This window comes from Microbulbifer mangrovi (assembly GCF_002009015.1).
Lineage (GTDB): Bacteria > Pseudomonadota > Gammaproteobacteria > Pseudomonadales > Cellvibrionaceae > Microbulbifer > Microbulbifer mangrovi.
In genome coordinates this window covers 44,016-56,480 of the sequence record NZ_LZDE01000347.1, presented here as the reverse complement: position 1 = coordinate 56,480, position 12,465 = coordinate 44,016, and the positions used below count along the sequence as shown (strand labels likewise).

11 protein-coding genes are annotated in these 12,465 nt (G+C 58.2%); 7 read left to right on the top strand and 4 right to left on the bottom strand.

Features of this window, described 5'->3' with window-relative positions:
- The first annotated feature begins 59 nt into the window (after positions 1 to 59).
- Positions 60 to 1,655 carry a bifunctional UDP-sugar hydrolase/5'-nucleotidase UshA gene (gene ushA / locus B4U49_RS18390; RefSeq protein ID WP_078086074.1) on the top strand — a complete coding sequence of 532 codons (1,596 nt, stop codon included), beginning with the start codon at positions 60 to 62 and terminating at the stop codon, positions 1,653 to 1,655.
- A 61-nt stretch (positions 1,656 to 1,716) separates the two neighbouring features.
- Here ushA and B4U49_RS18385 read toward each other — a convergent pair whose 3' ends face one another.
- Both B4U49_RS18385 and B4U49_RS18380 read right to left on the bottom strand, forming a co-directional pair.
- Positions 1,717 to 3,135: an AtzE family amidohydrolase gene (locus tag B4U49_RS18385; RefSeq protein ID WP_078086073.1), complete on the bottom strand. Its 1,419-nt coding sequence runs from the start codon at positions 3,133 to 3,135 to the stop codon at positions 1,717 to 1,719.
- Positions 3,132 to 3,365, bottom strand: a complete 234-nt coding sequence (locus B4U49_RS18380; protein WP_078086072.1) for a DUF4089 domain-containing protein — start codon at positions 3,363 to 3,365, stop codon at positions 3,132 to 3,134. The genes B4U49_RS18385 and B4U49_RS18380 overlap by 4 nt, the downstream gene beginning before the upstream one ends.
- 134 nt (positions 3,366 to 3,499) lie before the next feature.
- On the opposite strand from B4U49_RS18380, the gene B4U49_RS18375 reads away from it, so the two are divergent.
- Complete coding sequence (locus tag B4U49_RS18375; protein ID WP_078086071.1) at positions 3,500 to 4,861, top strand: uracil-xanthine permease family protein; 1,362 nt, start codon at positions 3,500 to 3,502, stop codon at positions 4,859 to 4,861.
- A 3-nt stretch (positions 4,862 to 4,864) separates the two neighbouring features.
- Here the strand turns inward: B4U49_RS18375 and B4U49_RS18370 are convergent, their stop codons facing one another.
- Together B4U49_RS18370 and puuE are read right to left on the bottom strand one after the other, a co-directional pair.
- Entirely contained in the window at positions 4,865 to 5,158 is a 294-nt protein-coding gene (locus B4U49_RS18370; RefSeq protein ID WP_078086070.1) for a DUF1330 domain-containing protein, read from the bottom strand.
- A 75-nt stretch (positions 5,159 to 5,233) separates the two neighbouring features.
- Entirely contained in the window at positions 5,234 to 6,151 is a 918-nt protein-coding gene (gene puuE / locus B4U49_RS18365; RefSeq protein ID WP_078086069.1) for an allantoinase PuuE, read from the bottom strand.
- Between the two features lie 376 nt (positions 6,152 to 6,527).
- Between puuE and B4U49_RS18360 the strand changes: the two genes are divergently transcribed.
- The 5 genes from B4U49_RS18360 (at position 6,528) to B4U49_RS18340 (ending at position 12,449) form a co-directional block, all read left to right on the top strand.
- Positions 6,528 to 8,081, top strand: coding sequence for a gamma-glutamyltransferase family protein (locus B4U49_RS18360; RefSeq protein WP_078086068.1), 1,554 nt, complete (start codon positions 6,528 to 6,530; stop codon positions 8,079 to 8,081).
- Positions 8,082 to 8,095: 14 nt separating this feature from the next.
- Complete coding sequence (locus B4U49_RS18355) at positions 8,096 to 8,926, top strand: sulfite exporter TauE/SafE family protein (RefSeq protein WP_078086067.1); 831 nt, start codon at positions 8,096 to 8,098, stop codon at positions 8,924 to 8,926.
- A 112-nt stretch (positions 8,927 to 9,038) separates the two neighbouring features.
- Positions 9,039 to 10,175, top strand: a complete 1,137-nt coding sequence (locus tag B4U49_RS18350) for a pyridoxal-phosphate-dependent aminotransferase family protein (RefSeq protein ID WP_275078295.1) — start codon at positions 9,039 to 9,041, stop codon at positions 10,173 to 10,175.
- Between the two features lie 34 nt (positions 10,176 to 10,209).
- Positions 10,210 to 11,232, top strand: a complete 1,023-nt coding sequence (locus tag B4U49_RS18345; protein ID WP_239692707.1) for an adenosine deaminase — start codon at positions 10,210 to 10,212, stop codon at positions 11,230 to 11,232.
- The gene (locus B4U49_RS18340) at positions 11,229 to 12,449 is read left to right on the top strand and encodes an allantoate amidohydrolase (RefSeq protein WP_078086064.1); all 1,221 of its coding nucleotides are present in this window, start codon (positions 11,229 to 11,231) and stop codon (positions 12,447 to 12,449) included. The genes B4U49_RS18345 and B4U49_RS18340 overlap by 4 nt, the downstream gene beginning before the upstream one ends.
- Positions 12,450 to 12,465 lie beyond the last annotated feature (16 nt).

Below are 12,465 nucleotides of genomic sequence, written 5' to 3'. Positions count from 1 at the left end.
GCTTCAACTGCGTAAAAATACCGGGTAAGAAAATACATACAAACCATGCCGGAGCTACCATGTCCAAACAGAAAACAAATCCGCAAGGCATACGTTTTTACACAACTCTGCTGGTAGCGCTGCTATTGATTTCCGGGTGTCAGCCGGAAACGCCCGCAGCCCGGACGGACGAGTCTATCCGTCTGACCCTGTTACACACCAACGACAACCACGGTCGCTTCTGGCACAACAGCGACGGCGAATACGGTATGGCCGCGCGCAAGGCCCTGGTCGATCAGGTCCGTGCGGAAGTCAATGCGGACGGTGGCTATACGCTCTTGTTGTCAGGCGGCGATGTCAATACCGGCGTACCGGAGTCGGATATGCAGGACGCGGAGCCGGACTTCAAAGGCATGAGCCGTATGGGCTACGACGCCATGGCTGTGGGCAACCACGAATTTGACAATCCGCTTGAAGTGATCAGAAAGCAGCAGGCGTGGTCCAGCTTCGATTTTCTGTCAGCGAACACCTACGACGCCAATGGCAAGCGCCTGTTCGAGCCCTACAAGGTTTTCGACAAGGGCGGGAAGCGCATCGCGGTCGTCGGCCTGATTACCCAGTCCACCGAATATATCGGCAACCCGGAACACGTAGAGGGACTCGACTTTGTTCTGCCGGAAAAGGAAATGGCCGCGTTATTGCCGGAGCTTCAGGACAAAGCCGATGTGGTCATCGCGCTTACCCATATGGGGCATGATATCAATGACATCGGCACCGATGTTGCCCTCGCCAAAGCCGTAGATGGCATTGACCTGATTGTGGGCGGACACTCCCAGCAGCCGGTGTGCACGGATAAAGTGGGAGATGTGATCAGGGATTATCAGCCCGGCGCTCCCTGCAAACCCGACTTCGAAAACGACACCTGGATCATGCAGGCGCATGAGTGGGGTAAATATGTCGGGCGTGCAGATCTTGTTATCGACAAGGACTCCGTACAGCTGGTGAACTACCAGTTAATACCCGTCAATCTGAAGGCAGGGAAGGGCGATGGGCAGGACACTGTTCTGGCCAGTATAACTCCGGATGCGGAATTACAGTCATTTTTACAGGGCTACCAGGACAAAGGCGGCGAGGCCTTGAGCGAAGTCATCACTCGCGCGGAAAAAACCTTTGATCGCCGCGAAAGACGTGAACCTTACAATGTGAGTCCGCTGGGGAGTCTGATCACGCGGGCCTTCATACAGTATTCGCGCGCGGATATTGCCATCACCAATAGTGGAGGTATTCGGGACAATCTGTATGAAGGGGACGTTACCGTCAAATCGCTGATGCAGGTAATGCCGTTTGCGAACACGATTGGTTATGTGGATCTGAACGGTACAGAGTTGCAGCAATATTTCGAGGCCATTGGCTTGTCCGGCGGAAACCGCCGCGGTATACAGTTTTCCGGCATGTCTTTTAACGGCGATGGGGATATTGTTGTTGGCGAGGAAAACCAGCCCCTGAACCCCGAAAAGCTTTACCGACTTGCCACCAACAGTTTTCTTGCGGCGGGAGGCGATGGTTATCCGCCCCTGCTGGATAAGCCTACCTATGTAAATAGCGGGGTCGTAGATTTCACGGCAGTACAGGAACTGTTGGCCGGACGTGAGAGCATATCGCCGGCAGAGTTTTGAACCAGAAAATGGGATGATGCTGAAAAGAGACCCCGCCAATGAGCGGGGTCTCTTCGTTTTGTCAGACAGTGATGGAGTTTTCTGGTATGGCGCCCGGTTCGAGTGCCGCGAAGCCACGTTGCTCCAGCGCATGGGCTACCCGCAGGCACAGGTCCTCCCGCCAGGGCGCTGCTATGATCTGCACGCCGATGGGCAAGCCGCTCTCCTCATCCAGCGTTGGTACCACGCAGCTCGGCAGGCCAGCGGCGGAGATCGGCTGGGTAAAATAACCCAGATTGGGGCGCAAGGGCTGTGCCTCACCGCGGATGGTCAGGGTTTTCTCGCCCATGGGCGGTGCCACGCACGGGGTTGCCGCGGCAATGATGATATCCACATTGCTAAATACCTCGCCCGCTTTTTTGGCATACCAGTGACGCACCTGCTGCGCCCGTGCGTACCAGCTCGCCGGCAGCATGGCACCGGCGATAAACCGGTCGCGAGTATCCGGGTCGAAGTTCTGCGGTCTTGTGCGCAGCCGCGGTAAATGCAGACGGCTACCCTCGACATTGGTAATCAGGTAAGCCGCAGAGCGGCCCTCCAGGGTACCCGGTAACTCTATCTCTGCAGTGCAGTCCAGAGCCCGGCATACCTTGTCCACTGCGCGGGCGGCCTGGGGGTACTCCTCAAGGGAAAAATAGCCAGCGGCGCGGGCGAACCGCAGCCCCTCCAATCCTTTGTTTAAAGCTTCGACTGAGTTTATTTCTGGCCGGTCAGAACAGGCATGGTCACTGTTGCTGTAGCCCTGCATGGCATCGAATGCGAGCGCTAGGTCGTGACTGTTGCGTGCCATGGGACCGAGGTGATCAAGGCTGTCGCTAAAAGGGTAGGTACCACTGCGGGGGAGGCGACCATAAGTGGGTTTGAGGCCAAAAATGCCGCAGAAAGAGGACGGCACGCGGATCGAACCGTTGGTGTCGGATCCCAGGGTCAGCGGCACCAGACCGCCGCCGACCGCACTTCCGGAACCGGAGGAGGAGCCTCCACTCATATGGGTGGTATTCCAGGGATTTGCGCAGTTTCCATAGTGCGCGTTCTCTCCGGTAAAGTCGTAGGCGTATTCCCCCATGCCCAGCGCGCCCACCAGTATTGCGCCTTGCTCTTCGAGGCGACGGATCAATAGCGCGTCCGCCCGTGCCGGTGTATTGGCGGTATTGATCGCCGAGCCGGCGAGGGTGGGGAGGTCGCGGATATCGAACAGGTTTTTTACCGCGAAGGGTACTCCTGCGAGTGGGCCCGGTTTTTTACCCTGTGCCAGTTGAACGTCGATATCTGCCGCTCTGGCGATAGCCCGCTCTGACAGCACTGCGGTAAAGGCATTCAGGGGTGGGTTTCTCTGTGCGATGTGCGTGAGAAAGGAATCCACCACTTTGCCGGCGGTAAAGCGGCCAGTACTGACACCCGCGGCGATTTCACTGGCGCTGGAGAAAAGAAAATCTTTCACAGTGCATCCTCCGTGGATGCGTTCCCGCGGCCTTTGTCCGGCTCGAAGACACCCGCCAGCTCCAGGCTATCCGAGTCCAAATCAGCAGCGTCCACGATATCGGCCATCCGCGCAGCGTTGGCCAGGTGCTGACATACACCGGCTTTCCATTCCTCGCGTACGGGAATACCCATTGTCGACTGCATCAGTTCCAGGTAAGCCTCCGGGTCGAGGTTAGTTTTATTGCTCATGCTGTGATCCTTATCTGCAGAAATGCTGTTCATCGATAAATACTGTTCATGGGTAAATACTGTTCATGGGTAAATGCTGCGTGGCATGGCTCTTGCTCTCGTTAAGGGATAAGGCCTGATAAAAGAGATAAATCATGAAACACATCGCCATCCATTTTGATGAGCGCCCGCCGCTACCCGCCTCGCTATTGATTGCATTACAGCACCTGCTGGCGGTGTTTGGCGCGGTGATCACGCCACCACTGATTCTCGCTCACGGAATGCAGCTGGCGGACGCAGATACTGCTTACCTGGTTTCGGCGTCTCTGTTTATCTCCGGTATTGCCACGTTTATTCAGATTCATCGCCTGGGACCACTGGGTTCCGGCTTGCTCAGTATCCAGGGCACTAGCTTTACTTTTATCGGCCCGATACTGGCTGTGTATTTTCTTTTGCTCGAAAGCCACGTTCCGCAGCAGGCCCTTGGTATCGTGTTGGGCAGTTGCGCGGTGTGCGCACTGGTTGTCGGTATCTGCGCGCGCTTCGTGCAACGTTTGCGTTTATTGATCTCCACCAATGTCACCGGTACAGCGGTGATCCTGATTGGCGCCACTTTGGTGTACACCACGCTGCAAAATCTGTGGCGCGAGTTTACGGCTTTCAAGCAGGCCGGTGATGCTCCCTGGCTTGTGCCGCTGCTGGCGACTGCGGTGTTCGGTGTCACCCTGTTTTTATCCCGCCAGCGTAATCGCTATCTGCGTATCGCCAGTATTACCTTTGGTCTGCTGGTGGCTTTTGCGATTGCCCTGTTTTTCGGACTGGTAGATTTTTCCGGTCTGAAAGATCTGGAGCCGGTTTTTGTACCCGAGTTCAATCACTTTCCCCTGGCGGTAGATATCGGTGTAGTGGCGGTGCTACTGCCGGTATTTTTTATCTCCTCGGTAGAAACCCTGGGCGATCTCACTGCTACCAGCCGTCTGTCTTCAATCAAAGTGGGTTCAGACAACTATTGGCAGCGGGTGCGCGGTGGCCTGAGTGGCGATGCCTTTAATTCCTTTCTTGCTGCGCTGTTCGGGAGTTTTCCCAATACTTCCTTCAGTCAGAATAATGGTGTGATTCGCCTCACCGGTGTCTGCAGCCCTTATATCGGTCGCTTTGTGGCGATATTTCTTTGTCTGCTCGGCGCCTCGCCGTTAGTGGCGGGGCTGTTTATCGCCATACCACCGGCGCTGGTGTATGGCGCTACTCTGCTCATGTTCTTCCTGGTCATGCTGGCGGGTATCGATATCGTGAATGCCGGCGATAACAGTGTGAAGAGCTGGCCGCTGGTACTCACCGCAGTGGCCGGCGGCGTTATCGTATCGCTGCTGGCCCGGTATCTGCCGTTTCTACCGGAGCGATTGGCATCGTTGCTTCAATTTCCCATTTCTACCGGCGCGGTGATCGCGCTATTGATAGAGGCAACTCGTCATCTATTGCCCGCCGCGGCCGGTGCGGCAACCAACTCGGAAGTCTAGATGTCAATTCACCCCGTCACACAGCAACATGTCGCACTGGTAGCTGTTGTCCCGTCGCATGTTGTGAATATCGACAAGCGCCGGATCTGTGAGCCAGGCCTGGGCCTGTTCACGGCTCGGGTACTCCATGATTACTATGCGTTCGGACACCCAGTCGCCGTCGAGGGTCTGTGGTTTGCCGCCGCGCACCAGATAGCGGCCATTGTAATGGGCGACTGACGGGGTGATCAGCTCGATATAACGGCTGTACTCCGCTGGATTTCTGACTTTGATATCCACAATAACGAATGCACTCACGGTACTTTCCTTTTATCGACTGTTTTCTGGCTGAATTATTTGCCTGGATGGTTTCGCTTGGATGGTTTTGCCTGATTACTTTGCGCTATTTCCTGGAGGATGATGCTTGTGCCAGTGCCGGGCGATTTCCTCGCGCCGGCAAACCCAGACTCCGGACTTTTCACGGAGATACTGCAGGAAACGTTTCAGTCCCTGCAGGCGGCCCGGGCGACCGATGATGCGACAGTGCAGCCCCACACTCAGCATCTTGGGATGACTGATGCCTTCCTCGTAGAGTGTGTCGAAAGAATCCTTCAGATAAGTGAAAAACTGCTCGCCGGTATGAAATCCCTGTGCGGTGGCAAAACGCATATCGTTGCTGTCCAGGGTATAGGGAACCACCAGGTGGGGTCCCTGGCGTCCCTCCGTCCAGTAAGGCAGATCGTCCGCGTAGGAATCGGAGTCGTACAGGAAGCCGCCCAATTCCTGGATAAGTCGGCGGGTGTTGGGGCTGTCGCGTCCGGTGTACCAGCCCAGCGGGCGGCTACCGGTTACCCGTTGGTGTACCTCTATCGCCCGCGTAATTTGTTCACGCTCTTCTTCCTCGGGCATAAACTGGTGGTCGATCCAGCGATAGCCATGGCTGGCGATTTCCCACTCCGCTCTCAGCATCGCTTCTACCACCTGCGGGTTGCGCTCCAGTGCCATGGCGACACCGTACACGGTGACCGGAAAATCAAACGCCTGAAACAGCCGCCACAATCGCCAGAAGCCGGCGCGGCTGCCGTATTCGTACAGAGATTCCATGCTCATATGGCGCATGGGGTAGGCTTGGGCACCAATGATCTCTGAAAGAAAGGTTTCCGAACGCGCATCGCCGTGCAGCACGCAGTTCTCTGCGCCTTCCTCATAATTGATAACAAACTGTACCGCGACACGGGCATTGCCCGGCCAGCGCACTTGTGGTGGCTCGGCACCGTAGCCAATCAGGTCACGCGGGTAGGGGGTATTCATGGGCGCTCCATTTGCACATTTATGCCGTTTACGAGAATAATGCAAAAAACTGACCATCTAGATAAGTTTTATTCTGGTGGTGGCGGGCAGTTAAAAGTAATGCTGAGTCGCGCCTTTGGGATAGGGATCTGTGTACAGTGCAACATGGCTGTGCACGCCGTTGCTTCGATGCTTTTTGCTGGTGCACCTGGTTGGCTGGAAATTGGTCTATCCGTGGCACTCAGTGGTCGCCACGATGGCGCCAGTGCTGATCGTTTTAAAAAATTAACCGATTGGACAGGAATTTGGCGCAAATGTTGCAGCCTGCTGCAGGGCGCAAACTGGTACCGCTTTCTCGGCGTCCCCGCGAAACAAGAAAAACAGTCGGAAAATATTCATGACAAACATTGCCTTTACCGCACCGCATTTCAAAGCGACCGAGGCGGGAATGGAAATTCTGCGCAACGGCGGTTCCGCCGTGGACGCAATGGTAGCCGCCGCGGCTGCCATTGCCGTGCACTACCCCCATATGAACAGCCTCGGTGGCGATGGTTTCTGGCTGATTCAGCGCGCGGGTGAAGCGCCCGTGGCCATTGATGCCGCCGGGCGTGCGGCCGCAGCCATCGATCCACAGCTAGCGCCGCCCAGCCGCGGTGCCAGCGCCGCGTTTACCTCTGCCGGTACCGTGGCCGGTTGGCAGGCCGCACGTGACTATATTGGGCAGTTTACCGAGTTGCAGCCATTGCAAACGCTTTTTGCCGAGGCGCGGCGCGGCTGTGAGGAGGGGATAGAGGTAACCGAAAGCCTGGTCGCCGCGCTGCGAAAGTGTGAGGCGGAAGGGTGCGAGGATATTCAGCAGCTTTACTACCCCGACGGCAAACTGCCGTCCAGTGGAGCACGGCTGCGCAACCCTCGCTTGGGAGCGCTTTTCGAGCGGCTGGCGGCGGAGGGGCTGGACAGTTTTTACCGCGGTGCCCTGGCAGAGGAAATGGCTACGGCTCTGGAATCCGCAGGAAGCCCCCTGCGCGCAGCGGATTTCCAGGATTGCCATGCCGATCTGCAACCGCCACTTTCGGTGAAGACGTCTCTCGCCCAGCTGTTCAATCTGGGGGCGCCTACTCAGGGCGTCGCTTCGCTGCTGATTCTTGCCATTTACGACGAGTTGTATCAGGAGGATTGGGACGAATTGCAGCGGGTGCATCACCTGATCGAATCCACCAAGCAGGCTTTCCTGGTGCGCGATCGCGAAGTGGCAGACCCGGCGAGTCTGAGCGACCAGTGGGAGCACTTGTTACAGCCGGAACATATCCGTCAACTGGCTGCGAATATCCACCCGGACTGCGCGCGCCCGTGGGGCAAAGTAGCGGAACCCGGCGATACCGTATGGATGGGCGCTTTGGACAGGGACGGCACGCTGGTGAGTTTTATCCAGAGTGTTTACTGGGAATTCGGATCCGGCGTGGTGTTGCCGGAACTGGGCCTGGTGTGGAATAACCGCGGCCTGGGTTTTTCCCGCGATCCCGCTTCGCGCAACTTTGTGGCACCGGGAAAAAAACCTTTCCACACACTGAACCCGGCGATGGCCAATTTTGTGGATGGCGGTCGTGTCGCCTACGGCACCATGGGCGGGGAAGGGCAGCCGCAAACCCAGGCGGCAGTGTTCGCGCGCCGCTTCTACCAGGGGCTGCCACTGGCAGATGCCATTGCCGAAGGTCGATGGCTGTTGGGGCGTACCTGGGGCGAGACGTCCATGGACCTGAAAATGGAGCAGGCGCTCTATGAGCGTATCGGTCCCCAGCTCGCCGCGCTCGGTCACGAGATACGACCGGTACCACAGCATATTGAAATGATGGGCCACGCCGGGGGTATTTATATCGATGCCAACGGCCGCGTCGAATGCGCGACAGATCCGCGCAGCGACGGCCTGGCTCTGTGTGAAACCCTGGATTAAAAGCGGATAGTTCGATGTTTGCGGAAACTCTTATTCAGTGGCTGCCGGTGATTGTCGCACTGGTATTCACCGGCGTTGTCGCGGGACTGCTGGCCGGGCTGATCGGCGTTGGCGGCGGTATTGTGATTGTGCCAGTACTGTTTTTTGTCTTTCAGTGGCTGGGTGTCGGTGCGGCCACGGCCATGTCTGTGGCCACCGGCACTTCGCTGTTGGTTATCGTCGCCACCAGCCTGTCCTCGGTGCGCGCGCATCACCAGCGCGGCAATGTGGACGAAGAAATCCTGAAGCGCTGGGCACCGTTTGTCGCCATGGGGGTTATCGGAGGTGTGCTGCTGGCGACCCATGGCGGAGGTGTATTGGCCTCGGGGATTTTTGGTGCGGTGGCGCTGCTGGTGGCGCTGAATATGTTGTTGCGGGCCAATGCCGCAGCGCTGGCCGAGCACCTGCCCGGGCGTCCGGTGCAAGGGGGGATGGCCGCCGTGATCGGCTTACTGTCATCAGTGATGGGTATTGGTGCCGGTACCCTGGGGGTGCCGTTGTTGACCGCGTTCAATACCCCCGCGCACCGCGCGGTGGGTACCGCCGCGGCACTGGGTTTTGTGATCGCGCTACCCGGTGCGCTGTTGATGTTGCTGCTGGGGGAAACTCCGGTGGATGCACCGGAAGCGACCTACGGCTTTATTAATCTGCCCGGCTTTGCATTGATCGTACCGCTGTCGGTGGCGGTGGCCCCGGTCGGGGTTTGGCTGGGCTCGCGTCTGAACGGCGCAGCGCTGAAGCGGATTTTTGCGATTTTCCTTTTTTTGAGTGGTACACGGATGATCTACCAAGCGGCAATGGGGTGAGTACACGGTGATACAGGAATCAGAAAAAGAGATTATGAAACCTTTCGTACCCCCGCCCCGGCTATTGATGGGACCGGGGCCCATCAGCTGCGATCCAAGGGTACTGCGGGCCATGTCGCAGCAGTTGGTGGGGCAGTTTGACCCATCCATGACCCGTTGCATGAACGAGACCATGGACCTCTACCGCGGTGTCTTCCAGACCGAAAACCGCTGGACGTTCATGGTAGACAGCACCGCCCGAGGAGGTATCGAAGCGGCACTGGTATCACTGTTAAAGCCCGGTGAACGGGTACTGGTACCGGTGTTCGGGCGCTTCGGCCTGCTGCTGCGGGAAATTGCCGAGCGTGCCGGTGCCGAGGTGCACTGTCTCGATTTTGAGTGGGGGCGAGTGGCGGAACCGGAGCAGGTCGCTGCGGCCATCGACCGGATCAAACCGGATCTGGTGGCGCTGGTGCAGGGGGATACTTCCACTACCATGTGTCAGCCACTGGCAGACATCGGCCAGTTGTGCCGGGAAAAAGGGGTGCTCACCTATTGTGATGCCACGGCGTCCATCGGCGGCAATCCTTTTCTGACCGACAACTGGGGTATTTCCGTCGTCTCCGCCGGTCTGCAGAAATGCCTGGGAGGGCCGTCCGGTATCGCGCCAATTACGCTTAACGACGATGCGGTGGCGCGGATCAACAGCCGCCGCCACGTGGAGGCGGGGATACGAGCGAGTCACCATCGCGACGCCGCCGGCGAGCGTATCGGCTCCAATTATTTCGACCTCGCAATGATCATGGATTACTGGGGCGAGGAGCGGCTCAATCACCATACCGAAGCCACCAGCATGCTTTACGCAGCGCGGGAGTGCGCGCGCCTGTGGCTGGAGGAGGGCGGGGAAAACGTGATCACCCGTCATCGACGTGCCGGCGCCGCGATGGCCGCTGGCCTCGAAGCCATGGGCCTCAAATTGTTCGGGGATTCGCGCCATCGTATGAACAATGTGGTCGGTGTATATATTCCGGAGGGCGTGAATGGCGAAAAAATCCGTGCGCAGTTGCTGCAGGATTTCGCTATCGAGATCGGTACCTCATTTGGCCCGCTGCACGGGTGTATCTGGCGTATTGGCACCATGGGCTACAATGCGCGCAAAGATGCCGTACTGCAGACCCTGGCCTGCCTGGAGCAGGTACTGATTCTGAACCGGGTAGCCGTCAATACCGGCGACGCGGTGGCGGCCGCCATGGATATTCTGGGTGCCTGATTACCCGGGCCCGGACACAGTGAGAGAAATGATCGTGAGCGAAAAAATCCATTTTGAAGACTGGCTCAGAGCTGCGCCCAAAGCGGAACTACACCTGCATCTGGATGGCACCTTGGAAGCGGGCCGCCTGTTGCAACTGGCGGAGAAAAACCGCGTGCAGTTGCCCTATACATCACTGGCAGAGGTAGAGGCCGCTTATTGCTTTGAAAACCTGCAAAGCTTTCTCGACCTCTACTACCTGGGTGCCTCGGTGCTGCGGGATGAAGAGGACTTCTACCATTTGATGATGGACTATCTGCAGCGTTGCCGGCAGAACAATATTGTCCACACCGAAATCATGATCGAACCGCAGACCTACCTGCCAAACGGTATCGACTTTCCGGTATTTATGGCCGGTTTCAAGCGCGCCATCGCCGAGGCTCGCAGCAGCTGGGGCCAGTCTGTACAGCTGATTTTGAGTTTTCTGCGTCACCTGCCGGAATCCGAGGCGCTGGCCGTGCTGGATCAGGCGGAAGCATATCGGGACGATTTCGTTGCCATCGGTCTCGCCAGCAGTGAGCAGGGTAACCCACCGCAAAAATTTATCGAGCTCTATCGTCGCGCCCGCGAGCACGGTTACCGTCTTACCGCACACGCAGGCGAAGAGGGGCCGCCTGCATTTATTTATTCCGCGCTGCAGGATTTACAGGTAGAACGCATCGACCATGGTATTCGCTGTGTGGAAGACGACGCGCTGGTGAAATTGCTGCGCGAGCGCGGCGTTCCGCTTACGGTCTGCCCCCTATCGAATGTACGTCTGTGCGTGTTTCCGGAAATGGCGCAGCACAATATTTTGCAGCTGCTGGAGCGTGGGTTGATGGTGACGGTCAATTCCGATGATCCCACCTATTTCGGCGGCTACATGAACGATAACTTTATCGCTATGCACCGTGCGCTGAATCTCAATCGCAGCCAGGCCCTGAAGTTACTGCGCAACGGTTTTGAGGCCAGCTTTCTGCCCGAGGCGGAAAAGACGGCGCTGTTACAGCGGCTCGACGATTTTGCGGAGGCCTCGTGAGCGCCGAGCGCCTGTTGCAGCGCTGCGATCTGCTCGCGGCCATCAGTGCCACCGAGGGTTCTATCTGTCGTACTTATCTGACGGATGAGCACCGCCGCTGCAATCAGCAGGTAATGCAGTGGATGCATGAGGCTGGAATGGAGGTCCGCACCGATGCCGCGGGCAACTGCTGGGGACACTACGCCGGCAGCGATGCGGATGGACAAACCCTGGTGCTGGGTTCTCACCTGGATACGGTGCCGGGTGCCGGTCGTTACGACGGTATTCTCGGTGTGCTGGCGGCAATCGAAGTAGTGTCGCGCTTTCACCACCGCGGCAAACGCTTTCCGTTTAGCATTGATGTGGTTGGTTTTGCGGATGAGGAAGGCAGCCGCTTTGGCGCCACGCTGCTGGGTAGCCGCGCCGTTGCCGGCCAGTGGGATCCGGGGTTGCTGGAATTGCGCGATGCCAACGGGGTTTCCATGGCCGAGGCTTTTACCGCCTTTGGTCTGGACCCGACCATGGTTGCCAGCGCCTCCCGCGCCGGGGAGTCACTACTGGGCTACTGGGAACTGCATATCGAGCAGGGGCCGGTGCTGGAAGAGCGCGACCTGGCGCTGGGGGTGGTGACGGCCATCGCCGGTGCGCGGCGCCTGCAGTTTATCCTGCAGGGGCGCGCCGGCCATGCGGGCACTGTGCCGATGACCATGCGCCAGGACGCGCTGCTGGCAGCGGCGGGTGCGGTGCAGCTTGTGGATACTGTCGCGCGCCGCTGCGGTGTTGTGGCAACGGTTGGAAAACTCGAAGCGCAACCGGGGTCGGTCAATGTGATTCCCGGTCGCTGTGAATTTACTCTGGACATTCGCAGTGGCGAAGACCCGCTGCGCGACCGCGCGCTGGCAGAAATCATCGAAGGTATTGAGTCCCTGTGTGATCGCTCGCAGGTGACAATGGGATACCGGGAAATTCACAGCGCACCGGCCGTGGCCTGCGCTCCGCGATTGCGCGACGCCGGCAGTCGTGCGCTGGTGCGCTGTGAGCAGCAGGATTTTTCGCTGCCAAGCGGCGCAGGCCACGATGCCATGGTCATGGCACCGGCGACCGATGTGGGGATGCTGTTTTTACGCTGTGCGGGGGGCGTCAGCCACCACCCGGATGAATCTGTCGCTGCTGCGGATGTGGCGCTGGCGCTGGATGTGTTTGAAGCCGCAGTGGAGGAAACACAAGTCCGCGGCTGAAACTGTGGTGTCGCTG